Annotated in this window: 20 protein-coding genes and 2 pseudogenes; 10 read left to right on the forward strand and 12 right to left on the reverse strand. The window is 66.2% G+C overall.

What is annotated here, in order from left to right; genetic code table 11:
* A partial coding sequence (locus NU1_RS17525) for an MFS transporter (RefSeq protein ID WP_245720175.1) occupies positions 1-1,515 on the forward strand: 1,515 nt, incomplete at its 5' end.
* Positions 1,516-1,539: 24 nt separating this feature from the next.
* Positions 1,540-2,127, forward strand: coding sequence for a TetR/AcrR family transcriptional regulator (locus NU1_RS17530; RefSeq protein WP_067522754.1), 588 nt, complete (start codon positions 1,540-1,542; stop codon positions 2,125-2,127).
* 95 nt (positions 2,128-2,222) lie between these two features.
* On the opposite strand, the gene NU1_RS17535 is transcribed toward NU1_RS17530, so the two are convergent.
* Positions 2,223-2,441, reverse strand: coding sequence for a hypothetical protein (locus NU1_RS17535; RefSeq protein ID WP_067522755.1), 219 nt, complete (start codon positions 2,439-2,441; stop codon positions 2,223-2,225).
* A gap of 365 nt (positions 2,442-2,806) precedes the next feature.
* Between NU1_RS17535 and NU1_RS17540 the strand changes: the two genes are divergently transcribed.
* On the forward strand, positions 2,807-3,694 hold the full coding sequence (locus tag NU1_RS17540) for a patatin-like phospholipase family protein (protein ID WP_084521530.1): 888 nt from the start codon (positions 2,807-2,809) through the stop codon (positions 3,692-3,694).
* A 414-nt stretch (positions 3,695-4,108) separates the two neighbouring features.
* Here the strand turns inward: NU1_RS17540 and NU1_RS17550 are convergent, their stop codons facing one another.
* The gene (locus NU1_RS17550) at positions 4,109-4,699 is read right to left on the reverse strand and encodes a helix-turn-helix domain-containing protein (RefSeq protein ID WP_067522759.1); all 591 of its coding nucleotides are present in this window, start codon (positions 4,697-4,699) and stop codon (positions 4,109-4,111) included.
* Between the two features lie 87 nt (positions 4,700-4,786).
* On the opposite strand from NU1_RS17550, the gene NU1_RS17555 reads away from it, so the two are divergent.
* Positions 4,787-5,797: an NAD(P)/FAD-dependent oxidoreductase gene (locus NU1_RS17555; protein WP_067522760.1), complete on the forward strand. Its 1,011-nt coding sequence runs from the start codon at positions 4,787-4,789 to the stop codon at positions 5,795-5,797.
* A gap of 129 nt (positions 5,798-5,926) precedes the next feature.
* Positions 5,927-7,525, forward strand: coding sequence for an MFS transporter (locus tag NU1_RS17560; RefSeq protein WP_067522762.1), 1,599 nt, complete (start codon positions 5,927-5,929; stop codon positions 7,523-7,525).
* A gap of 80 nt (positions 7,526-7,605) precedes the next feature.
* Here the strand turns inward: NU1_RS17560 and NU1_RS17565 are convergent, their stop codons facing one another.
* On the reverse strand, positions 7,606-10,512 hold the full coding sequence (locus NU1_RS17565; protein WP_067522764.1) for a UPF0182 family protein: 2,907 nt from the start codon (positions 10,510-10,512) through the stop codon (positions 7,606-7,608).
* Positions 10,513-11,035: 523 nt separating this feature from the next.
* On the opposite strand from NU1_RS17565, the gene NU1_RS17575 reads away from it, so the two are divergent.
* The 4 genes from NU1_RS17575 (at position 11,036) to NU1_RS17590 (ending at position 15,929) form a co-directional block, all read left to right on the forward strand.
* On the forward strand, positions 11,036-11,509 hold the full coding sequence (locus NU1_RS17575) for a (2Fe-2S)-binding protein (protein ID WP_067522831.1): 474 nt from the start codon (positions 11,036-11,038) through the stop codon (positions 11,507-11,509).
* Positions 11,506-12,507, forward strand: a complete 1,002-nt coding sequence (locus tag NU1_RS17580; protein WP_067522768.1) for an FAD binding domain-containing protein — start codon at positions 11,506-11,508, stop codon at positions 12,505-12,507. Before NU1_RS17575 ends, NU1_RS17580 begins: the two co-directional genes overlap by 4 nt.
* A complete protein-coding gene (locus NU1_RS17585) occupies positions 12,504-14,747 on the forward strand; it encodes a xanthine dehydrogenase family protein molybdopterin-binding subunit (RefSeq protein WP_067522770.1) in 2,244 nt (747 codons plus the stop codon). The genes NU1_RS17580 and NU1_RS17585 overlap by 4 nt, the downstream gene beginning before the upstream one ends.
* Positions 14,748-14,852: 105 nt before the next feature.
* Complete coding sequence (locus tag NU1_RS17590; protein ID WP_067522771.1) at positions 14,853-15,929, forward strand: XdhC family protein; 1,077 nt, start codon at positions 14,853-14,855, stop codon at positions 15,927-15,929.
* Between the two features lie 6 nt (positions 15,930-15,935).
* Here the strand turns inward: NU1_RS17590 and NU1_RS17595 are convergent, their stop codons facing one another.
* The 9 genes and pseudogenes from NU1_RS17595 to NU1_RS17640 form a co-directional block, all read right to left on the reverse strand.
* Entirely contained in the window at positions 15,936-16,226 is a 291-nt protein-coding gene (locus tag NU1_RS17595) for a hypothetical protein (RefSeq protein WP_067522833.1), read from the reverse strand.
* A 523-nt stretch (positions 16,227-16,749) separates the two neighbouring features.
* On the reverse strand, positions 16,750-17,976 hold the full coding sequence (locus tag NU1_RS17600; RefSeq protein ID WP_067522773.1) for an LCP family protein: 1,227 nt from the start codon (positions 17,974-17,976) through the stop codon (positions 16,750-16,752).
* A complete protein-coding gene (locus NU1_RS44040) occupies positions 17,919-18,305 on the reverse strand; it encodes a hypothetical protein (RefSeq protein WP_067522775.1) in 387 nt (128 codons plus the stop codon). The genes NU1_RS17600 and NU1_RS44040 overlap by 58 nt, the downstream gene beginning before the upstream one ends.
* Positions 18,306-18,598: 293 nt before the next feature.
* A pseudogene (locus tag NU1_RS17610) lies at positions 18,599-19,303 on the reverse strand (PP2C family protein-serine/threonine phosphatase); the annotation flags it as partial.
* A 21-nt stretch (positions 19,304-19,324) separates the two neighbouring features.
* A complete protein-coding gene (locus NU1_RS17615; protein ID WP_067522835.1) occupies positions 19,325-19,900 on the reverse strand; it encodes a TerD family protein in 576 nt (191 codons plus the stop codon).
* 943 nt (positions 19,901-20,843) lie between these two features.
* Positions 20,844-21,152, reverse strand: a complete 309-nt coding sequence (locus NU1_RS17625; protein ID WP_067522778.1) for a transcriptional regulator — start codon at positions 21,150-21,152, stop codon at positions 20,844-20,846.
* The gene (locus NU1_RS17630; protein ID WP_067522780.1) at positions 21,149-21,730 is read right to left on the reverse strand and encodes a hypothetical protein; all 582 of its coding nucleotides are present in this window, start codon (positions 21,728-21,730) and stop codon (positions 21,149-21,151) included. Before NU1_RS17630 ends, NU1_RS17625 begins: the two co-directional genes overlap by 4 nt.
* 276 nt (positions 21,731-22,006) lie before the next feature.
* Positions 22,007-23,365: a TerD family protein gene (locus tag NU1_RS17635; RefSeq protein ID WP_067522782.1), complete on the reverse strand. Its 1,359-nt coding sequence runs from the start codon at positions 23,363-23,365 to the stop codon at positions 22,007-22,009.
* Positions 23,366-23,485: 120 nt separating this feature from the next.
* The gene (locus tag NU1_RS17640) at positions 23,486-23,821 is read right to left on the reverse strand and encodes a hypothetical protein (protein ID WP_157552438.1); all 336 of its coding nucleotides are present in this window, start codon (positions 23,819-23,821) and stop codon (positions 23,486-23,488) included.
* Between the two features lie 205 nt (positions 23,822-24,026).
* Between NU1_RS17640 and NU1_RS43315 the strand changes: the two are divergent.
* A pseudogene (locus NU1_RS43315) lies at positions 24,027-24,830 on the forward strand (EI24 domain-containing protein).
* Positions 24,831-24,887 lie beyond the last annotated feature (57 nt).

Genomic DNA, 24,887 nt, shown 5'->3' on the forward strand with positions numbered 1-24,887 from the left:
GGGGTTCGAGAATGGTTCGGTCTCGCGCTGTTGGCGCTGCCGACGGTCCTGCTCGGCCTGGACGTGACGGTGCTGTATCTGGTCCTACCGAGCATGGCCGAAGCGCTGAATCCCTCTGCGACGCAGACGATGTGGATTATGGATTCCTACGGCTTCTTCATCGCCGGATTCCTCATCACAATGGGAACACTGGGCGACAGAATCGGCCGACGACGACTGCTGATGATCGGAATGGCGGCGTTCGCGACGGTCTCGGTGTTCGCTGCCTTCGCCCCCAGTGCCGAACTACTGATTCTGGCGCGGGCGTTGCTCGGTGTGGCGGGAGCCACCCTGATGCCATCCACGCTGTCGCTGATCTCGAACATGTTCGCCGATGCGCGCGAACGTGCGCTTGCCATTGGGGTTTGGGTGACGATGTTCGCGGTCGGTATGGCTGCCGGGCCGGTGGTCGGGGGGATTCTCGTGGATGTCTTCTGGTGGGGCGCGGCATTCCTGCTCGCGGTCCCGATCGCGGTGGTCGTCCTGGTCGGGGCGAAGTTCGCGCTGCCCGAGTTCGCCGATCCGCACGCGGGCGGGCTCGACCTGATCAGTGTTGTCCTCTCGCTGGCGGCGCTGCTGCCGGTTGTCTATGTGGTCAAGCACATCTCGTCGCATGGTCTCGACCTCACCGCGGTCGTCCTACTGGTGGTCGGCGTGATCGCCGGTGTGCTGTTCGTGCGGCGTCAGCGCCGTCTCGTCTCGCCGCTGCTGGATGTCACCCTGTTCGCCGACGGGGCTTTCTCCGCAGCCCTGGCCGTGCTGCTGATCGGACTGGTCGGGGTGGGCGGCACAATGTACCTGGTCACCCAATACCTCCAACTCGTCGAGGGTTTGAGCCCATTCGTGGCCGGTTTATGGATGGGGCCGCCGGCGCTGGCGATGTTCGCCGCCGCGATCGGTGCACCCCTGCTCGCCCGGCGGATGCGTCCCGGCCGGGTCATGGCGGTCATGCTCGGGCTGTCAACCCTCGGCTATTTGCTGCTGGCCACTGCCGGGAGCGGGGATACCACCCGGGTCGTCGCGGGGTTCGCGTTCGTCTACCTGGGACTGGGCGCCGTCGCCGCGCTGGGCACCGACATCGTCGTCGGCGCGGCGCCGGCATCGAAGTCCGGGTCGGCCGCCGCAATGTCGGAAACCGTGCAGGAACTCGGTATCGCCGTCGGCGTCGCTCTGCTCGGCAGTCTGACCACCGCCCTCTATACGGGTCGGATGAACCCACCGGCCGGGACCTCGACGGAGGTCTCCGGGCGGCTCACAGAAAGCCTCTCCGGCGCACTGTCGGTGGCCGACGAAGTCCCCGGCGATGTCATCGACACCGCGAAGAATGTCTTCACCGACGGCGTGAATATCGCCTCGGCTATTGCCGGTGCGGCCATCCTCACCGCCGTCGTCCTCTGTATGGTCGCGCTGCGTCATGTCGACCCACTCGGCGACATCGGGAAGCCGGAACGGACCCGCGGTGACGTGCTCGACTAACCTCGACACCCACGGGAGGGGAGCATGAGCGACGACGAAACGGCCACCGACGGGCGCAAGGCCCGGGGCAGTAAGCGACGCAGCGAGATCATCGACGCGACCCTCGCCGTCATCACCCGCGACGGCGCCGCCGGCGTCACCCATCGCACCGTCGCCAAACAAGCAGGCATCACCACCAGTCTGAGCACCTACTATTTCGCCACCCTCGACGATCTGCTCGTCGCCGCCCTGTCCAGCGTCGCCGACGAATACACCGCCCGCATCCGCGCTCTCATCGACGGCCCCGAGGACAAACTGCGTGGCCTGGCTCAACTCATCGCCGCATCCGGCGGATCCGGCCGCGAACGCGCCATGGCCGAACGAGAACTGGCAACCCTCGCCGCCCGCCGGCCCGCACTCGCACCGGTCGCCCGCCGCTGGCGGGAGAATGTCGCCGAACTCGCCGGCACCCTCACCGAGGACACCGCCGCCATCGCCGCCGTGGTCGCCGCCTCCGACGGATTGTGCACCGCGATCCTGATCGATAACGCCCCCGCCGATCCCGAATACATCCACCGGATCCTCACGCACGCACTGCACGCCCCCATCGATTCACCCAACGCCGCGAACTGAAGCGGCGAACTTGCCTGGGCCTCCGCCCGACAATCGGGTCACCGAACCCCATCCGGATTGCCGAACGGGGGTTCAGCGGAGTCCGGGGTCGGCCGCTATCGGGTGGCGTCGGGCACCCATTTGGGGCCGGTGGCGCCGGTACTGACGCAGATGACCGGTCGCCCGGTGTTCACATCCCACGCCTTGTGCATCGCTTCGCTGTTGTCGCACGGCGTGTGTGCCACCGGAGTCGTCGCTGCCGCCGCTCCCGCGAAGCCGGTGAGGGCAGTCGCGACAATTCCTCCGATAACCACTGTGGCCCTGAATGTTTTCATGATCGTGCCTTCCGTCGGTCGAACACGCGGCGAGGCTCCCCCCGTCGCCACCTTCCCGCAGAGCCGGTTTGCCTGCGGCTGAACTATTTTCAGTCCATTGGAAGCATTTCTACCGGGGCGAACTTTCAAGATCCTCAACAGACCCTTATCTCATCGTGCGGCGATTGAGGACCATTGGTCCACGATGCCTGTCGAGTAACGCCGGGACGTCCGCCGCTGACGAGTGCCGCACGCCTACTGGCGCTTTCGATTAGCTACACCACCCACCCGCGAGCCGAGTGGTCGGTGCCGGAGCTGGCGAAGGTTCGATCGGCCGCTGAAATGCGTTGACTTGCAACGGTGATCAACGTGGTTAGGATGGCCGAATGGTGGGGAAAACTGTCGATCGAACGTCCAACGAGACCATTCGACGTTCGATTGTATTGGGTGGCGGCAGTATCTATGGCACGGCGTGGATGGCGGGATTGGCCGCTGAGTTGCGCCGCCGCGGAATCGATTTGGGTGCGGCCGATTCGATAGTGGGCACGTCCGCGGGCGCGTCGGTCGGTGCCATGCTGGCCACCGGCCGCGATCTCGACTCACTCGCCAACAGTCCATTCCCTGCCGACGTCAAAGTGTCGCATCCTCCGCGGAAGCCGGAGCTACTGGCGGCGGTATTCGCTGTGCTGTCCGACCGGAATGCGGATCGTGAGGTGGCGCGACGCAAGGTGGGTCAGCTGGCGATGGCCGAAGAACCGGCCCGGCCAGAGCATATCGAGCCGACGGAGTGGTTTATCGGTGGCAACGCCTGGCCGGATCACAGGCTGAAGGTCATCGTGGTCGATGCCGAGAGCGGCGAGCGCCGAATCTGGAACAGCGACAGTGGTGTGGCCCTGACAACCGCCACCGTCGCAAGCCGCGCCTTGCCCGGAGCCTTCCCGCCCGTCGTCGTGGACAACCGCTACTACATCGATGGCGGGGTGTGGTCGGCCACCAACGCCGACATCGCCGCGGACGCGGATGTTGTTCTGGTCATCGAACCCCTAGCGCATCAGTGGCCGCGCGAGCCTCTTCGTGCCGAACTCGCCGGGGTCCCGGCCGATGCCGTGGTGCATTTCGGACCGGACGCCGCCACGATCGACGTATTCAACGCGTCCGCGGCCAATCCAGACGTATTCGCGTGCTGGCCTGAAGCATTCCGAGCCGGCATTCGCCAGGCAGATGCCCTGGCCGAGCAGTTGGCGCGGTCGGCCTGGCTGTCGCCGAGGAGCTGAAACACCGAGGTCATTGGGTCCCGCCCCAGCAGGAGCCTTGCGAACATTGCCCACCTCAATGCGCAGTGCCCCAGCCTATTGGCGGCGAAGTCACTCTCGTCATCTCTGCGTCATCCGATCCTGCCGCACCTCTCGCCCTCAACTCGAAGGTGTTCGCGGTCCCGCAACACCTTCCACCACAGCTCTGGATAGGCGGGGAACAGATCGAAGCACTGGCCGAGTTGCACCGCTCGGTCAAAGGGGATGCTGCTGTCGCCGGTCCGCAATGCCACGACGCACGCCGTCTCTTCGACGATCGTCCATGTAGCCGTACCGCTCTCATGAACGGTGACGTAGGACGGCCGAAACCCAGTGGCAGGAGGTTCTGTCATCGTCATCGGGCACAGCGTCAGAACTGTGGTACCGACGCGGGATTCATAGGTCGCCCCCGGTGCCCTCACCATCGCTATCGCGCTGGTGGCCGCGACGGGCATCGCGGTCGAAGATGCCCAGGATCTCGCAGGGGCCGCCTTCCGCGCCGATGGCGTGCGGGAGCATGGTGGGGAACTCCGCGGCCTGATTGGTTTCGATGCGGAAGCGGCGGTGCCCCAGCATGAGGATCGCGGTGCCGGACAGGACGACGAGCCATTCCCGACCGGGGTGGGCGCGCATGCGCGTGGGATTGTCTGGTGGCGGCTCGGTCATACGTTGACGTATGACGGTCACGCCGGGATCGGATTTGATGGGCCAGCGCATGATTCCGCGCGCACCGTCGATCATCGGGCTGGTGACGACATCGTCCGGGGCGGCCTCCACCAGCTGATCCAGCGACGTGTCCAGGGCGCGGGCGAGGGTGACCAGCTGATCGAGCGCGAGGCGACGCTGACCGTTCTCGATGCGCGAGAGCGTGGACTGACTGACATGGGCTCGGGCGGCCAGCTCCTCCAGCGACCAACCCTGCGCCACGCGCAGCGCCCGGATGCGTTTGCGTACGAGGCTGTCCAACTCACCATCTTCTTGCGCCATAGGCAACATTGTATGCCTTTAATGCAAGACGGGGTTATGGTCGCCGCAGGGCCCAGAACCGCTGGGCCACGCACGAAGGGTATGAGGATGGCTGAGACGACTCCCCTGTATGCGGACAATGCACTGCCCGGTGAGACCGTCGACGTCGTGGTGATCGGCGGGGGTGCCGCGGGTTTGAACGGTGCGCTGATGCTCGCCCGTTCCCGCCGCTCGGTCGTCGTGATCGACAGCGGCACTCCCCGCAACGCGCCGGCCGAGGCCATGCACGGCTTCATCGTGCTCGACGGCACCCCGCCCAGCGAACTGCTCGAGCGAGGCCGGGAACAGGTGCGCCGGTACGGCGGCCGGGTCGTCTTCGGTGCGGTGACCTCGACCGAACCGGCCGCCCCCGCGAGCGACGGTGACCTCCGTTTCACCGTCACCCTCGCCGACGGCCGCACCCTGACCGCGCGCCGAGTATTGGTGGCCACCGGACTATACGACGTGCTGCCCGACATCCCCGGCCTGGCCGAGCACTGGGGTCACTCGGTGGTCCACTGCCCGTACTGCCACGGCTGGGAGGTGCGCGATGAACCCATCGGCATCCTGGCCACCGGCCCCGCCTCGATCCATCACGCGCTGCTGTTCCGGCAGCTGACCGACGATCTCGTCTACTTCACCCGCGACACCGAGCTGGACGACAACACCCGGGCGCGCTTCGCCGCCCGCGACATCCGCATTGTCGACACCGCGGTGCGGGAAGTCGTGAAGAGCGAGGCCGGTGGCATCGCCGGGGTGCGTCTGGTCGACGGCACGCTCGTGGACCGCCGCGTTCTCGCGGTCTCCACCCGGATGCAAGCTCGCACAGCAGGTCTCGACGGTCTGAAGCTGCCGATGGAGGAATTGCCCGACAATATGGGCCGCCGCATTGCCTCCGGCATGGCCGGCACCACCGAGGTGCCGGGTGTCTGGGTGGCCGGCAACGCCACCGACCTGACCGCGCAAGTCGGCGCTTCCGCCGCGGCCGGTGCCCTGGCCGGCTCCCACATCAACGCCCTGCTGGCCACCGCCGACACCGACGCCGCGCTCGCCGCGGCCCAGGGCGACACCACCGCCTGACGGCCAGGCCCGCATCGCCCCACCGCGCGACTCAGCCGGGGTGCGCTGGCAACCGGGCCCCCACTGCATTCACTCCGCGCCCGGACACGCTCCGGCGCTGACTCCGCATGCCCTTTTCGAGAGGAATCCATGACAACGAACCAGCCCGCACAGGTGACCGTCGCCGACGACAGCGGCGGTGGCGTGCCGGATGCGCGTCAGCTACGCAAAATCCTGATCGCCGTCTCGATCGCGCTGATGGCCGTCATCGCGTCGGTGTCCGGACTGAACGTCGCCCAGACCCACATGGCCGTCGAGTTCGACGCCTCGCAGAGCACCGTCCTGTGGATCATCAATATCTACACCCTCGCCCTGGCCGCGCTGCTGCTGCCGCTCGGCGCGATCGGTGACCGCTTGGGCCGCAAACCCATGCTGATTGCCGGGCTGGTCGTCTTCGGCATCTCGAATATCGCTGCGGCAGCGGCCCCGTCGGTTGGGGTAATGCTGTCCGCGCGGGTGGCCAGCGGTATCGGTGCGGCGATGATCATGCCCATCACCCTTGCCGTCATCACCTCCACTTTTCCCGCGGAGCAGCGCGGAAAGGCGATCGGTGTGTGGACGGGTGTCGCCGGAGGCGGCGGGATCCTGGGTATGTTCCTGTCCGCCCTGCTCGTCGATGTCGCGGACTGGCGCTGGCTGTTCGCCCTGCCCGTGGTCCTGGTCATCGCGGCATTGGCGATGACGCTGCGGTCGGTTCCCAATTCCCGCGAGCGGGCCGCGCACCCCTTCGACACCGTCGGCGCACTGGTATCGACCGTCGCGGTGGTGGGGCTCATCTTCGTCCTGCAGGAGGGACCGGAACGCGGCTGGACCGCGCCCGCGACTCTGATCAGCCTGGCCGTCGGTCTCCTCGCCGCGGTCGGCTTCGTGATCTGGGAGCTGCACCTCCGGGACGCATCGCTGCTGGATGTGCGCCTGTTCCGAGAGCGCGGCCTGGCTGGCGGCTCGATCACGCTACTGGTCGTCTTCGGTGTGCAGGCCGGTATCGCGGTGGTCCTGTTCCCGTTCTTCCAGGCCGTCCTCGGCTGGTCGGGACTGTTGTCCACGGCGGCCATGATGCCCATGGCCGTGATGATGATGATTACTGCCGGGCTCGCCCCACTGCTGGCCACCCGCATCGGCGCCCGAGCGACCATGGCCACCGGAATCCTGCTGGCCGGTGCCGGTCTCGCGCTCATGGCCGCCATCGTGTCCGTCGACGGCGGCTACCTCTCCATCCTGCCCGGCATGCTCGCCATGGGTATCGGTATGGGCCTGTCGATGACACCCTCCACCGAGGCCATAACGGGTTCCCTGCCGCGCGAGAAGCAGGGGGTTGCCTCCGCGCTCAACGACGTGACCCGCGAGTTCGGCACCGCGCTCGGCGTGGCCCTGCTCGGCGCACTCCTGGCCGCCGGCTACCGCAACGCCATCGACGACCGGTTGCACGACATCCCGCGGAGCACCGCGGACACCGCGCGAGCAGGCATCGCCAACGCCGTCGAAGCCGCCGCCGACGCAGGCGTACACGCACCGGGCTTGGTGCACGCCGCGCAGCAGTCCTTCGTCGACGGCTGGCAGCAGTCGATGTCGGCAGGCGCCGCCGTGATGGGCGTCCTGTTCATCTACATCGCCCTCCGCGGCCCGAAGAATGCGGCTCGTGTGGCCGAGGACGAGGCAGCAGCCGCCGAGACCGTCACCGCCCGATAACCGGGTAGCGGCGGCAAGCAGTCGAACTGCTCGCGCGGTCGGCCAGCTCTCGCACCACCGACCGGTCCTTCGAGCGGTCGCTATCCACCGGGACGGTCGAGGTCGTTGAGCTGCTGTTGAAGACGCTCGAGGGCCGCGCGGATGGTTTCTATCTGTGCGTTGAGTTCGGCGATCTTCGTGTGATCCACGGCGGGTGGGGATTGCGTGGGTGGGGGGACGGGCTGCTGTCCCGGGGGCGGTTGTCCCGGGGGCGGCGGTGCGGCGGGACTGCCTCCGGGTGCGGTGGCGAGCCCGCCGGTACCGGGTCCGAATACCTGGTCGAGTGCCTCGGCGAGGGTCGGGGCGTACCCCACCCGGACACCACCGGTACCGGGTTCGCGATAGCTGACCAGCACCCGAGCCAGCTGCGGGAAGGTCGACCCGTTCGGTGTCGTCGAGATCCTTTCGGTGAACAGCGGTTCGATGTAGAGCACGCCACCGTCGGCGATCGGCAGGGTGAGCAGGTTGCCGTACTGGATTCGGTTCGAACGCTCGAGCAGGGTTCGCTCGGATGCCACCCTGGTATCGGAGATCATCGAGTTCTGGATCTGCTGAGGCCCCTGGGTGAGGGTGTCGGTCGGCAGCTGCAAAATGCTGATCTTGCCGTAGTTCTCGGGATCGGAGTGGGCGGAGACGTAGGCGGAGAGGAATTCTCGATTGAACCCGACCATCGCGCTGGCCAGCCGGAACGACGGTTGGGCATCGTCCGGATCGCCGAACAGCACGTAGAACGGCGGCTGATGCGGGTTGGTGTCCGTGGTCGGGTCGCTGGGTACGGACCAGAATGCGTTGGTGGTGAAGAACTCTCGCGGTTCGTCCACATGGTATTTGGCGAGTATCTCCCGTTGAATCGTGAACAGATCCTCCGGGTACCGGAAGTGGGCTCGCAGCTCCGCGGTGATCGACTCTTCGGGTTCGACCGTGCCGGGAAAGACCTTCATCCACGCCGCCAACAGCGGATCCTGTCGGTCGACCTGGTAGAGCGTGACCGTACCGTCGTACGCGTCCACGGTGGCCTTGATCGAGTTGCGGAGGTAGGAGATCTCTCGGGGCGGCCGCAGGCGGGTGTCGTTGTCCGGCGCGAGGGCTTCGAGCGAGCTGCGTTTGGCGTATGGGTAGCCGTCGATGCTGGTGTACGCGTCGACGATCCAGAGGATCCGGCCGTCGACGACCGCCGGGTAGGGATTGTTGTCGGTCGTCAACCACGGTGCGACGAGTTCGACGCGCTGGCGTGGATCCCGATGGAAGATGATTTTCGATTCCGGACCGATGGCCTTGGAGAAGATGATATTTCGTTCGGCGTAGTTCGCGGCGAACGCCAGGCGATTGAGCCAGTTCCCGATGGGGACGCCACCGGCACCGCTGTAGGTGTATTTCGTGGTGTCGGTATCGTACTCGCGGGGTTCGGTGCCACCGCCGACGATGGCGTAGTCCGGACGAGCCTGGGCGATCACCTCACCGTAGTAGATACGCGGCTGATCCACCGGGATCACCTGCTGCCCGGATGCTTGGGACGCGATGTCGCTGACCGTATAGATCGGGTATCCGCTATTGCTGCTGGCGACCTCGCCGACCGCGTCCCGGACCGCGGCGTTGACGCGATTGGCCGGCGCGCCGACGAAGCCGTTCCCGTGGGTGTAGACGGTGTGCCGATTCACCCAGTGGCGTTGGTTGCCGCTCAGCGCGTTCGGGGTCAGCTCACGCACCGCGACCACGTAGTCACGCAGTTCCCCGTCGATGCGGTAACGATCCAGGTCCAGATTCTCCGGGAAGCTGTAGAAGTTCTTCAGCTGTTGCTGCTGGGTGAAGGTTCGCGAGAGCACGTTGGGGTCCAGCAGGCGGGCGTTGGCGATCGTGGTCGCGTCCGCTGCGACGTCGGGCGGCGGCTTGGTACCGACACCGGGGTAGGCGTGGTATTCGACCCGGTCGCTGCCGACCCCGTAGGCCTGTCGGCTAGCCGCGATATTGCGCTCGATATAGGAGCGTTCCATGTCGGCGGCGTTCGGACGGACCGACAACTGCTCGACGACCATCGGCCAGACGCCGCCCACCAGGATCGACGACAACAGGAGAAGTGTGGCGGCCATCGCCGGGATTCGCAGATCCCGGACCACGACCGCGGCGAATACCGCCGCAGCGCAGACGATGGCGATCGCGAAGAGAATGAAGCGCGCGGGAAGCACCGCGTTGATATCGGTGTAGCCGGGGCCAGCGAAGGTGGGTTCCCTGCTACGGCTCGACAGCAGCGAATATCGGTCGAGCCAGTAGGCGGCCGACTTCCAGACAATGAAGGTCCCGGCGAGTACCGCGAGTTGGATCCGCGCCGCACGGGTCAGACCGGCCGCGTTTCCCGACAGCCGTAGACCCCCGAACAGGTAGTGCGCGGCGAGGTTGGCCAGAAACGCCAGGACGGTGGCGACCAGCAGCCAGTTCACGACAAGTCGATAGAAGGGCAGATCGAAGACGAAGAATCCGACATCGTGGCCGAACTCGGGATCCGATACACCGAAGGATCCGCCATGGATGAACAATTGAACCGTCACCCAACTCGATCGCCCGGCGAGGCCGCAGATAAGGCCTACTGCGGCGGCGATACCCAGTCCGAACCACAACGGCCGCCGAAGCACGATGGCACGATACGGCCGGAGTACATCTTCTTTTCCGGAGCCGGGGAAGAACGGCGGGCGGACGCGAAACGCGAGCCACATAGCCCCGAAAAGCACGCTGCCGATGAACACGGCCAACACGATGAACAGCGACAGCCGGGTCAACAGCAAGGTCAGCCAGACGCCGCGGAATCCCACTTCCCCGAACCACAGCCAACTGACATAGGCACCGACCAGACGCGAAGTAATCAGCAGGAACACGACGAATACCGCGGCGGAAATCAGCAGTATCCGATTGCGGCGAGACAACCGCCGCAGACCAGGGCCACCGCGTGGTCTCATTTCCACTCTCCCGGGCAAGCCGAAAAGCGCACAGCCGACGAGCGACCGTATGGTCTGATACTACCGGGGTGTGATGAAGACCTGACAGCGGTGGACGAATCGGACAGCCTGGGTCTCCTTCACATCGGCGGAACATCCCGCATCGTGCCCGATCAGATGGCCGAGCCAACTCAGCTACACCGCGCGAGCCTCGCACTCAGGCTGATGGGCCCGCTCTCGAGGGTTCAGGAAGCTCCCTGGCCACTCGATGGTCTGAGCCGGAACGTCCGGCGCGCGGATCTGTCCCGCCGGATGCCGCTCGTGGTTGACAACGACTAGATTACGAGTGATCCATCGCAGTACCCGACCGCGCATAGTTGCTGACTGTTCGCTAGCATTTCCCCGGGCCTCGAAATTGCGTTTTCCGACATCGAGATTGTGCGTTCCATGCGTATTCACGAGCAGGAGATACGAGTCGATGAGCATTGGCGAAATAACCGAGCAAGACACCCGTACACCTGAATTCTCCGGACCAGATCACACGCTGACGACATTGCGTGTGAACGGACATTTCTACCCGGTGGCATTGGAGCCGCGGGCGAGCCTGCTCGATGCGCTGCGGGAGTATCTGCGTCTGACCGGCACCAAGAAGGGCTGTGATCAGGGCGCCTGCGGAGCCTGCACGGTACTGATGGATGGTAGGCGCGAATTGTCGTGTCTGACACTGGCACTCAGCGCGGAGGGCCGCGAGATCACCACGATCGAGGGCGTCGCGAACGGAGACCAGCTGCATCCGGTGCAGCGCGCGTTCATTGACCGCGATGGGCTGCAGTGCGGCTATTGCACACCGGGGCAGATCATGTCGGCCATCGCCTGCATCGAGGAGGGGCATACCGACAGCGACGAGGAGATCGCCGAGTGGATGAGCGGCAATATCTGCCGTTGCGCGGCGTATCAGAACATCCGCGAGGCTATCAAGGACGCGCGCGACGACATGGCGGGAGGTGACGCGAAGTGAAGCCCATCGCGTTCGCTCGCGCCGAAACCGTCGACGACGCCATCACCGCTGTCACGGCTCGCCCGAACACGGTATTCCTAGCGGGCGGAACAACATTGGTGGACATGCTGCGAATCGGGGCGATGCAGCCCGATAACGTGGTCGATGTCAACCGGCTCCCGCTCACCGAACTCGAAATCACCGCCGACGGCGGTCTTCGGATCGGGGCGATGGTGCGGATGAGCGAGGTAGCGGCCGATCCTGGTGTACGTGAGCGGTATCCGTTTCTCTCGGTGGCGCTCTGGAAGGGCGCGACGGCGCAGATCCGGAATATGGCCTCGATGGGCGGCAATCTGATGCAGAAGGTGCGGTGTCCAGGATTTCGTGATGTGGCGTTCGCGTGCAACAAACGCAACCCGGGAAGCGGATGTGGTGTGCTCGACGGCCTGCACCGCGGCAACGCTGTCCTGGGCACCAGCGAGCACTGCTTCGCCATGCACCCCTCGGATGTGGCCATCCCACTCACCGCCCTCGACGCTGTCGTTCATGTGCAGGGCCCGAAGGGCACCCGGTCCTTCGCCTTCGACGACTTCTTCCTGATCCCCGCGGACACACCACATATCGAACATCCGATCAGTCCGGATGAACTCGTCGTCCGCATCGATGTGCCCCCGCTCGCCTACGCGACCACCTCGCACTATTTGAAGGTGCGCGATCGCGAATCCTATGAGTTCGCAGCCGCTTCGGCGGCCGTGGCGCTGGATCTGGTCGACGGATCCGTCGCGAATGTGCGCATCGGTCTCGGTGGTGTCGCCACCAAACCATGGCGGGCCCGCATCGCCGAATCCATGCTCATCGGCAGGTCCGCGACCAAGGAGAACTTCGCAATCGCGGCTGCCGCCGAACTCGCCGCTGCCGACGGCAGCAATCCGATGAACAAGTTCAAAGTCACACTCGCGCAACGAACACTGGTGCGTGCCCTCGAGACGGTCACCGTCCAGATCGGGGGCCACAAATGAGCGCGCCCACCGCGCCGAAGCTGGTCGGGCAAGGAATCGACCGGGTCGACGGCCGGGCCAAGGTCACCGGTGCCGCCCGCTACACCGCCGAGATCCCGATGCCCAATGCGGCCTACGGCGTGCTGGTCGGTGCGGAGATCGGCAACGGCACGCTGAGCTCGATCGACACCGATGCCGCGCTGCGCGCCGGCGCCGTCGCGGTCTACACCCACCAGAATCTGCCGAGGGTCGCCACCGTCCCGGTGCTGCCGTCCGCGTTCGGCCATTCGGCGCCGGGCCAGACGTTCTTTCCCATGCAGGACACCACGATCCACTACTTCGGACAACCGATCGCGGTGGTCGTCGCCGATACCTTCGAGGTCGCCCAGCATGCCGCCACTCTGATCGAAGCCACCTACACCGCACAGCCGCCGATGGTCCGCCTGGACGACGGACGGGACCGGCAATACCTGCCGGACAGCATCTTCGCCGGCCTTGTGCCCGCCGCGCAGTCCCGCGGTGATTTCGCAACCGCTGCCGCCGAGGCCGCGCACAGCGTGGACGCCACGTATCACTTCGCGGCCAACCATCACAATCCCATCGAGTGCTCGGCGACCGCAGCGATGTGGGACGGCGACTCGGTCCTGGTGTACGACTCCACCCAGGGCATCGTGGCCAGTCAACTGACCATCGCCGCATATCTTGGTATTTCTCCGAGCAGGGTTCGGGTAGTCGCGGACTACGTCGGGGGTGGCTTCGGCGGCAAAGCCATGATGTGGCCGCACGTCACCCTCGCGCCCTTGGTCGCTCGCGAACTCGCACGGCCGGTGCGCATTATCCTGAACCGAGAACAGATGTTCTACGGCACCGGGCTGCGCGAAGAACAGGAACAGCGCATCACCTTGGTCTCGGATACCGACGGTCGTTGCACCGGCCTGCGCCACCACAAGCTCTCGGTCACCTCCCCGTTCGACGACTGGGCGGAGCTGTCCCTGGAAGTGGCGGGCAAGGCCTATGCGATCGCGAATTGGGAGGGCCGGTATCAGCTGGTCAAGGGCAACACCATGACCCCGACATTCATGCGTGGGCCCGGCGAGGCCTCCGGGATGGTGGCGCTGGAGTGCTCGCTCGACGAACTCGCCGAGCAACTCGGTGCGGACCCGGTGGAGCTGCGTCTACGCAACCATGCCGCGGTGGACCCGGAAAGTGGCAATCGGTGGACTTCCGACGGTTACGCCGAATGCCTGCGGCACGCGGCCGAGCGATTCGGCTGGGGCGCACGCAATCCGGTCCCCGGCTCACATACCGACGGGAACTGGCTGATCGGCTGGGGGGTGGGCACCGCCGGCTATCCGGTCTACGAACCCGGTCAGCCGCAACGCGCACACGCGCGACTGCGATCGGATGGTTCTCTGGTGGTGCAGGCGGGAACACAGGAGTTCGGCACCGGGGTCGCGACCATCGCCTCGCAGGTGGCCGGTGACGCGATGGGAGTGCCGTTCGACCGCGTCCGCGTCGAGATCGGCAGCACCGACTTCCCGAATATCGCTGCGGCGGTGGGTTCGACGGGAGCGGCGATCGTCAGTTCGGCCGTGCACATCGCGGGCACGCAACTGCTCGCGCAACTTGTCTCGATCGCGACAGCCGACGAGGGTTCGCCGCTGCACGGGCGAACCTCCGCGGAGATCGAGGGCGTCGACGGCACGCTTCGCCTGGTCTCCGATCCCTCGATCGGAGAGACCTATTCAGCGGTGCTTCAGCGAAATCAGCTGTCCGACATAGAGACAACCGGCAGTTGGCTGCCCACGCCCGATCCCGAGGCGCACGGAAAACTGAGCTTCGGCGCCCAATTCGCCGAGGTGGCGGTCGATCCCGAGCTCGGGCTGATCCGAGTCCGGCGCCTGGTCGGTGCGTTCGCGCCCGGACGGGTACTCAACGCGAAACTGGCGCGCAGCCAAGTACTCGGCGGTATGAACTGGGGATTGTCCCAAGCACTGATGGAAGGCTCGCTGCCCGACATCCGCGACGGCCGCTGGGCGAATTCCTCGCTGCTGGAATACCTGTTACCGGTCAATGCCGACGCCCCCGCGGTCGACATCTCCTTTGTCGAGTTCGAAGATTCGGTGCTCAATCCACTCGGCGTCAAAGGGCTCGGTGAACTCGGCATGGTCGGCACCGCCGCGGCGATCATCAACGCCGTGCACCATGCCACAGGCCGCCGCATGCGCGAGATCCCACTACGAATCGAGCACCTGCTGTAACCCTGACCCGAATGCCGCCGTCGGTCGAGGACTGGCCGGATCGGGCGTGCCCTCGTCCTTCGGCGAGGGCACGGTGTCGACCGACGCGAGGAAGGAAGCGAGCCTGTGCGCGCGATGCTCGATGAGTTGATCAGGCTGCTGCCCCACGGCCCGGTGGCCTTGGCGCGGGTCGTGGATTCGACCGGCGCGGGCCCGCGCGAACCTGGGGCCGCGATGGTCCTCACCACGACGGGCGAGGTCCTGGGATCGATATCGGGAGGTTGCGTCGAATCCGCTGTGCTCGAGTCCGCCGCACAGGTGCTGGAGACCGGGCAACCGGTCACCGACCGGTTCGGCTACGCCGACGGCAACGGCATCGAAGTCGGGCTGACCTGCGGGGGCGAGATGGAGATCTTCTGCCAGCGCCTCGACAGCGCGCTCGGGGACCTGTTTACCGAGGTGCGCGACGATATCGCGGCGGGGCGCCCGGTGGCATTGGCGACCACGCTGGACACCGACGCACACTGGAAACTGTTGCGCCCGGGAGATTGCGAACCCTGGCGCGGCGTCGACCGTGACGCTCGGGCTCTACTCGATGCCGGACGCAGCGGCATTATCTGCACCGACGAGTGCGGTACCGACCCGTCACCGCGCCCGCGAGTGTTCGTGCACACCTTCGCCGCACCCGCGCGGATGATCCTGGCCGGAGCCAATGACTTCGTGCGGGCACTGAGCTGGACCGGCCGCCAGCTCGGTTATCGGATAACGGTGGTCGACGCACGCGAAACCTTCGCTACCCCCGCTCGTTTCCCCGCCGCGCACGAGGTGGTCGTGGACTGGCCGCACCGATATCTGATGGCAGAACTCGCGGGCGGACGGATTGACCGGCGCACCGTGGTCTGCGTGCTCACACACGACACCAAGTTCGATGTTCCGATGCTCGCGGCGGCACTCGGAATACGCGACATCGGATTCGTCGGTGCCCTCGGCTCACGACGCACGCACGCCGAACGAACCGAACGACTCCGGACCGCCGGGGTCACCAGCACCGAACTCGCACGCCTGAAAAGTCCACTGGGCCTGGATCTCAACGCCCACACCCCGGACGAAACCGCGATATCGATCGCAGCGCAGATCCTGGCCGAACGCGGCCACGGGTCCGCCCGCCCGCTCAACGAGGCCCACGGCCCCCTGCACTACTGAGTCCGTTCAGGACCGGTTCTGCGGCTGCCGTAACGATGGCCTGGTCCGGAACCACGCGACAGCGGCGACAATCCCGGGAGGAATGAAATTGATCAGGAGGAACGGGATTTCCTCGGCCACTCCGTAACCCTCGTCGATCACTCCCACCGCCATATTTCCGATGACCAAGGCCAGCCAGACGAGCAGGAAATCCTCGGCGGCGCGATGCATTCCCCTGCGGCCGAAAAGGCTGCCGCACAATAGGAACAGACCGAGCAAGACGAACCCGATAATGATGATGATCGTTGTACGACTCATGGTGGTCCTGTCCCTGGGGTCGGTTGCCATGCGAATTCTGTAGGGTTGATTCGTGTCGAAACCGCCCGCAGCCGAGAAGCCGAAGACCGCTGGGCGCAGCTTATGGTCAGTATCTCTGGCAACGCCGCCCACGCAGTTCTTCACAATCCGGCGCACCCAGTTGTGGCTGAGCTTCCCCCATTATCCGGACACCTGATCTGAGGTGGCGCCTGTCGAGCGCAACCATGCGATGCGACTGAAGGCTAGATACCTCCACCCCGTGAGTGTCGGTTCGCGCCAATGGGGTGGCACATACAGCATCTACAACAACGGCTACCCATCGTGAACTGCAAATTTCCGCTGATATCGAGGTGGCTCGATATTTCCGTCACCGGTCCAGCGGCAGTCACGGTGAGAGGTTCGCGCACCCGAACTGAGAAACGTGTATTGGGCGGGCGTGGTCAGAGATGCACCGGACTCAGCGCGTGGCTACGCTGGCCAGCGATTAGCTCGCGGACGACAGTGTTCGACCGCTGCACAATTCTCAGGCGCAGGTCTCGTCGGCGGCGTTGGTGATGGTGAGGTCGGACGGCAGCGTGATGGTCGAGCCGTCGGAGGTGTCCGATGGGGTGAGGGTGCCGGTGTAGTCGGTACCGAGGATCAGGCCGAGGACACCGGTGGTGCTGGCGGTTTCCTCGAGGGTGGCGTCGGGGACGATCGCGGCGAGTGCCTCGGCGGCGCCCCGAAGTCCAGTGGGAAAGCGGATGACGGTGCTGCTGCTGGTTTCCGGGTGATTGCCGATGGTGCCGATCGTGAAGCCGTAGTCGGCGAGTTCGGCGCCAGTGGTCGACGCGAGCCCAGGTGTGGTGGTGGCGTTGGAGACGCTCACCGTGACCTGACTCGGATCGACGACCGTGTCCTGATCTTGCGTGGGCAGGGCGGCGGCGAGGGTGGTGGTGACCGGTGCGGGACCACGCTTCTCGCCGGGCAGTGGGGTGTCGTCGATGATGGCGCGGAAGATGGCGCGTATGTCGGTGGTGCGGGGAATTTCATTGCCGACCTCGTTGGTGCCGTCGGTGGGGACGGTGAGGAAGGTGACCGCCCCCGCGTCGACCCCTTGCAGCGAGCGGCCGAGGGTGATCAGGTCCTTGGGAGTGACGTTCTCAACGAAGGTCTGGGCGGCGAAGGCGGTGATGAAGCCGTTGAGTTTGGCGGGGTCGAGCAGCACTTTGCCCGACAGCGCGGACCGCAGCAGCGACGACAGGAAGCGTTGCTGGCGTTTGATGCGCCCGTAGTCGCTGGTGGGGTCGCTGAGGATGTGGCGGGCGCGCACATAGTCCAGAGCGGTTGCGCCGTTGATGGTTTGGCGGCCGGCGGTGGGGAGGACGGGACCGAGCAGGTCGTCGATGAGCGGGGTGGGGGTGCAGATTTCGACGCCGCCGATCTGGTCGACCACGGTTTCGAATCCGGCGAAGTCGATGCCGATGAAGTGGCCGATCTTGAGGCCGGAGATCTTCTGGATTACCTTGACCAGGCAGCGAGGCCCACCGAGGGCATAGGTTGCGTTGAGCTTGTCCCCATCTGCAGCGGACATCATCTCGCCGGAGTAGCTGGCGGTCGCGTTGTCCCACACCGGACACACCGGGCGATAGACATCGAGGTCGCGCGGAAAGGAGACGGCGACGACGCGTTGCCGGTTGGCGGGGATGGTGATCAGCATGACGGTGTCGGCGCGGGCACCCTCGACGTCGGTGGCGTTACCGGCGCCCATCTCTCCGTTGCCCCGGCGCGGCTGTCGGTGCCGACGATGAGGAAGGTTTCGTCACCCCGTTGTCCGCCGGGGTCGACGACGTCGGCGGAGTCGGGGTCGAGCGCATCGATGTGGGTGAACCCGTCATCGATTGCGTGCAGGTATCGCCATGCTCCGCCGGTGCCGAGCAACGTCATCACCGACAGCAGCACGACGACACCGCGTCCGGCGGTCTTGGCTCGTCGTGTGCCCGACCGGGTCGCTGCACGACGCCGACGGCTTCCGACATGCGGTGGTCGAGGCGCGGTTGCTTCGGTGGGGACCGGATACTGATCGGTCTCGGCGGTCATCCACGAATCGTTGTCCGGCTGGTGGTGACGTCCGCGTGGGCCAGGTGTCGAATGTACTGGGTGGGTATCGAATTGATCGGCACGTTCCCAGGGAGTGCGGCGGGAATGCCGTCCGGCGGAAGGGCGATCCTCGTCGGTCACGCGTCGTGTACTCCCTGCTGGTTCGCCCCCGACCCGACATGAGTCTTGCCGATCATGGTAACCACGACCGATACCGGCATATCCGCGAGACCGCAGGCACCCTCACGGCATTCGTGCGCGACCCCGGGTTACTACTGCGGTGGCGTCGCGGCGATGAGTTCGGCGACGACAACGGTGATGTTGTCGGGTCCGCCCGCGGCGAGAGCGAGTTCGATAAGCCGGTCCGCGCAGGCATCGATACCGTGTTCGCTCAGCGTCGCCGCGAGAGTGTCGTCGTCGACGACGTCGGACAAGCCGTCCGAGCACAGGAGATAGCGGTCGCCGAAGCTGGTGTCGCGGACCGTGAGCGTCGGTGCCACCTCGGCCCCGGTGAGCGCTTGCATGATCAGCGACCGCCGTGGGTGAGTGGTGGCCCGCTCGGCGGTGATGTACCCGGCATCGACCAGCGACTGCACGAACGTGTCGTCACGGGTCAGCCGCGACAGCGTCCCGTCGCGCAGCAGATAGGCGCGCGAGTCCCCGACATGGGCGAGTCCGAACCTGTTGCCGGAGAACAGCAATGCGGTCAGCGTCGTCCCCATCCCCGCCAGATCCGGTGCGGTGGAAACCTTCTCGGCGATGGCGGCGTTCCCGGCCGCGAGCGCGGCGGCCAACGCGGTACGCGGGTCAGCGATTGGTGCGTCATCGAGGGGTGCCAGCGCCGCGATCATCATTGCTGAGGCCACCTCACCTCCGGTGTGGCCACCCATACCGTCCGCCAATGCCAGCAACCGCGCGCCGGCGAACATCGAATCCTCGTTATTGCCACGGATCAGCCCGCGGTGGCTGCGCGCCGCGGACCGCAACGTGAAACCCATTCCCCCGTACCGTGATCCGAATCAGAGGTTGACGCCGTAGTCGCGGGCGATGCCCGCCAGGCCGGACGCATAGCCTTGGCCGATGGCGCGGAACTTCCACTCCGCTCCGTTGCGGTAGAGCTCGCCGAACACCATCGCGGTCTCGGACGAAGCGTCCTCGGTGAGGTCGTAGCGCGCGAGTTCCGCGCCGTTGCTGCGGTCCACGACGCGGATATAGGCGTTGCGGACCTGTCCGAAGGACTGTGCCCGCGCCTGCGCGTCGTGAATCGAGACGGGGAAGAAGATGTTGGTGATCGTCGGTGGCGTGCCCGCCAGGTCGATGTTGATCACCTCGTCGTCGCCTTCGCCCTCACCGGTGAGGTTGTCGCCGGTGTGCTCGATGCTGCCCTCGGGCGAGCGCAGGTTGTTGTAGAACACGAAATGGCTGTCCGACAGCACCTTCCGGCTCTCTCCGGTGGCCAACGCGCTGGCGTCGAGGTCGAAGTCGGCGCCGGTGGTGGAACGCACATCCCAGCCCAGACCGACCGCTACCGCGGTCAGGTTCGGGGCCTGCTTCGACAGCGACACGTTGCCGCCCTTGGCCAGAGTGACACCCATGATGATTCCTTTCTTGCCCTTCTCGATGTACCGAAATCTTGTTCCGGGTTGCCGGCTTCTGTGGTCCGGCGCTGTCCCCGACGATAGCGTCTCCACGAGAGCTGCGGCGGTAGCGCGCCTGGCGAACTCGCCATGCCCACCGGGCCACTGCGGATTCCCCAGTACATCCGCCGTCGACCGAGCGGTACCGGTGTCGGCGGACGGTACGGGTGTGCCCGGGCCTGTGAGGTGGTGGTCGTCGGTCGCGTCGAGCTGGTCGGCGATGCGCGTGATACGGCGCTGCAGTTCCAGGAGCTCGAGCAAATCCCGGTCCAGGTACTGCCCGCCCGCTCTGTCCGATGCCCGTACCGCTTCGGCTCGCGCATCGAAGATCGCCGCCCGTAATCGCGCCGCCACCGTTCCCCGCACCCCGATCGGTGTCGCGTGCGGTCCCCCCTCGCCGGTCGTCACCTCCCGAACACTACCGGGAAAGGCGGCTATAGGCAGGGATCGTCCACATCGATCACCGAATTCCGCCGCGCGGGAGCAGATTCCGAGTGTCGCCGATTCTCGACGCGTTCTCGGTGCACTGGTGCGGGCGTGACCGCCCGCCGTCGCATCGGTGCCCCAACCACGGTGTCCGGCCCCACGGCTCGACCGTCGACAGCGCCGTCACGAACCCCAGCAAGAGGCTGAATCCGACGAAGCACACCCACGGCTTGGCGTCGGTTCCGGCCAGCTCTGCGGAGCGGTCGCCGGTCACGGCGGCGGAGCAGCGCACCCAGCCGCTTTCCTGCTACCGCCGCGAACACCGGAATGGACACAGCGAGGACGAGTTTCACCAGCACCCACCAGTACCGGATCGGTGCCCATTTAATGCCGCAGACTGGACGAGCCAGCCTGTCCGGCAGTATGGGCCCGCGCTCCGCGCCGTCGACAGTTTCGATCTGCCGTGCTGGTGGCGCTACCCCTCGGCGGTAGTGATGATCGCGCGTAGGGCGGCGAGTTCAGCGTCGAGGGCGGTGCGACCTGCGGCGGTCAGGGTGAGCCAAGTGCGGGGCCTGCCGTGGCCCGTCTTGCGAGTGCTGGTGATCAGGCCCGCGTCGTCGAGAACTTTCAGGTGGCGGTTGAGGTTGCCGTCGGTGAGTTGGAGGGTGTCGCGCAGGGCACCGAACTCCATCGTGACGCCGCTGCGGAGCAGAGCGAGGATGCCGAGCCGGGTGCGCTGGTGAACGATATCGTCGAGGCCGACCGACGGGTGCGGTTCGATCAACGCGACCGCGCCCCGTCAGCGCGGACCATTTCGATGAACGCCGCGAGTGCGGCGGTGGCACCGACCACGAACGCGAGGATCGCGTAGCCCTCAGCCGGCTCGGTTATTGCGACGGTCACCGCGGCGATGATGGTCACGGCGGAGAAGGCGGCGGCCCCGATCGAGCGCATCGCGATCGAGAACACCCCGAATCCGATGCCGATGACGAGCCACGGGGTCGCTACTGCCCAGTTTCCGTCGACGAGCGCGCCGAACAGCATCGTCCCGGTGAGCATTGCGAGACCGGTCAGCCCCAGCACCACACCGCGGGTATCCGGGATCTGGGCGCGACGGGTGAGGAAGTACCAGGACGACGCGATCGTGGTGAGCGGAGCGACGATCAGCCAGTACCAGCCGGGACTCCCGCCTTCCAACGCGATCCCGGCGGGAACCGACGCCAGCACGGCCACCGCGACACACAACAGGGGGAACCAGGCGGGCGACGCCATTCGCCAGCCGCGCGCAGTGAGTCGCTCGATATCGCCGAGGAGCTGCCGGGCGTCGGCGGCATCGGGATAGCTTTGCGATGCAGAGTTCATGACATATACTCTGCATCGCAAAGCGAACTCCGTCAAGGCACCGGACCTCCGGTGATCGGGCTTGACGGCGAGACTCGTCGGACGCTGCCTCTGTGCCGCTTCGAGGTCCGGAAGCCTCGCAGGATCGGCGGAACATGAGTGGTGCTGTTGTCCAGATGCGAACCCCGCAGATCAGGTGCGCGTCGCCGCTGTGTTGGACACCACCTGGCCAGAAGTCTGGACACCCGGCGAACTCTTTCTTGCTCGAGATCGGGCTGTTCGGGTAGAACGTCGCCGTTATCGCTCGGCCACGAATCGTCCGAGTTGCGGCACCGCTTCGCCGGGATGTTTGGCCTGAAATCCTTCACCGATCGCCTGCATCTTCCAATCCCCGCCCGCGCGAAAGACTTTCGCCATCGCCATGGCGGTGAACGGCATTCCGCCGGTGAGTGAATAGCGGGCCAGCTCGGCGCCGGTGGTCTCGTCCACCAGGCGGCAGTAGGCATTGCTGACCTGTTCGAAGGTCTGCCCCTGATACGACGTGACGGTGAAGAGCAGGGTGGTGATGTGGGGCGGGACGCGGGTGAGGTCGACCAGGATGACCTCGTCGTCGCCCTCGCCCTCACCGGTCAGGTTGTCGCCCTGGTGGCGGATGGATCCGTCCTTGGAGATGAGCTGCCCGTAGTAGGCGACGTCGCTGAGGTTGTGGTTGGCGAACATGGCGACCCAGGCGTCGAGGTCGATGTCGATGGTGCGACTGCCGAAGAATCCGCTCTTCTTCACCGGATCCCAGCCCAAGCCCATCCGGATCCGGGTGAGCGCGACACCGCCCTCCTTGCGCAGTGTCACCCGCTGGCCCTTGACCAGGCTGACCGGACGGCCTTTGGCCAGGCTGACCTCACCCGCCGGTTGCGGCGCGGAGTGCGGGCCTGCGGGCGGATACCCGGCCGCGGCACCAGGGGGCGGCGGATATCCCGGCCCGGGGTTCGGGGGGTGTCCGGTCGGCGGCGGATAGGCCGCTGCGGGCGGGTAGGGCGGGGGTTGCGGCGCAGCGGCCGACGGCGGATAGTTCGGCGGCTGCGAGGGGTAGCCGGGTGGCGACGGTGGTTGCGCAGGAGGCGGGGTGCGCGGTGCGGCGGGCGGCGGTGCGGCGTCGTCGACGCTCACACCGTGGTCGGTGACCAGCGCGGCGAATCCGCCCGCGTAACCTTGGCCGACCGCGCGTACCTTCCACCCGCCGGCTCGCCGGTACAGCTCCAACGCGATGACAATCGATTCGGTCTGCAGACCCTCGATCCGATACTCGTAGAGCCGATTCCCGGACCCATCGGCCACAAACGCCGACGGTGGGGCCATCCGGCCGAAGGGCACGGTCGGGTCGTCGAGGGTGATCACCGCGCGGATCTGGTCGATGTCGGCGGGTACCTGATGCAGTGACACCGCCAGGGCGGCGGGTTGCCCCGGCGTTGTCGGCTGCAACCGCACGCCCGGACCATTGGGCTGGTTGAAGAAGACGAAGTCGGCGTCGGAGCGCACTTTTCCGCGTTCGGTGACCAGTAGCGCGGACAGGTCGGCGGCGGCGGCGACCTGCACCGAGATCACGACATCGGTAGTGCCCAGTGGACCGTTCTGTCCCTTGGCGAGTGTTGTGGACACAGACCTTCCCTCACGTGTCGAAGCTGCTGCCTGCCACTCTACGAGGCGCACCGCGAGCACCCGAACAATGACGGGCCGAGTATGACGCCCACCGGCATGATTGCAGCAGCAGCGGATCATCTAGCGCGGCAGACGCTCTCGCGGCGCGAGCAGCGCCAGCAACGCGACGACCAGGCCGCCGCCAAGGAGATACAGCCCCCACGCCCTGGTGAACAGGTGCCGGTAGTAGTCGCGCAACTGCTGGTCGAACTGCGCGTTCAATCGCCACGAGAGCGCAGCGAGCCCGGCCAAGCCGGTGAGCACACCCAGCCAGGCCAGCGTGCGCGAGCCGACCAGGGCGGCCACCAGGACCACGATCGCCGCACCGAGCACAGCCAGTGTCAGGGAGGTGTGGAAAGCGGCGGGTTGACTGCCAATTCGGTCGAGGGTGAGGTCGGGCGCGAAACCGTGACGCAAGTCGGCGAAGCGGACGTCCCGCGCCCATGCGCACGAGCGTCGGCGCCAAGACAAATCCGGTGCGGGTGTCGATCGGGTCATCGGTGTGGCGGCGGGACCGCGACGCATACTTGGGACGTGCTCGGTAGCAACGGGTTTCGTGGTCGCCGCCAGGTCCTGGCGGCTGGGGTCGGGTCGGTATCGTGTGGACGTGCGAGATTTCGGTGTGGGTTTCACCTATCTCCTGAGCGGGCAGCGGTGGGTGGCCCGACATGGGCGCCAGTATGGTTTCGGACTGTTGCCGGGTCTGATCACACTGGTGCTGTATGTTGCGGCGCTCGTCGCGCTCGCTGTGTGGGGCTACGACTTGGCCTCTGCCATTACGTCATTCGCCGACGACTGGCCCAGCCCATGGCTGGGATTGTTCCGGGGATTCGTCACCGCGCTGCTGTTCGCACTGGCGCTGCTGCTCGCCGTGCTGAGCTTCACCGCGGTGACACTGCTGATCGGTCAGCCGTTCTACGAGGCACTCTCGGAGCGGGTCGATCGATCGGTATCACCGGATGGCACGGCACCGGAATCGGGACTACCGCTGTGACAGGACCTGTGGATATCGGCCCGCGACAGTCTCCGAATACTGGTACGCGCCGCGCTGTGGGGTGTGCTGTTGTTGGCGCTCGGTTTCGTGCCCGTCCTCGGGCAGACCGTGATTCCGGTGATCGCGATACTCGTGACCGGATTCTTCCTCACCGAGGAGCTGACCGCCATCGCGTTGACGCGCCGCTCGATCGCGTTGCGTGAGCGGCTGGCGCTGCTGCGCTCGCGCAAGATGCTGGTCTGGGGCTTCGGAGCACCGCTGGCCGCCGCCTTCCTGGTCCCGGTCGTCGCGGTGTTCCTCATGCCGGGCGCGGTGGCGGGAGCCACGCTGTTGGCCCGCGACCTGCTGAACGAACACGACCGCGACGAACCCAGTGAGAGCGCAACGCCGGACGCAACCCCCGACGATCAGGTGCTCGATCAGCGGGGGTAAGGCATGGTGGTGCCATGAGAATGCTCGCGCCACCGGTGGTCCCGAGGCCGGGCTCAC

The sequence above is a fragment of the Nocardia uniformis NBRC 13702 genome (genome assembly GCF_001613345.1).
Taxonomy (GTDB): domain Bacteria; phylum Actinomycetota; class Actinomycetes; order Mycobacteriales; family Mycobacteriaceae; genus Nocardia; species Nocardia uniformis.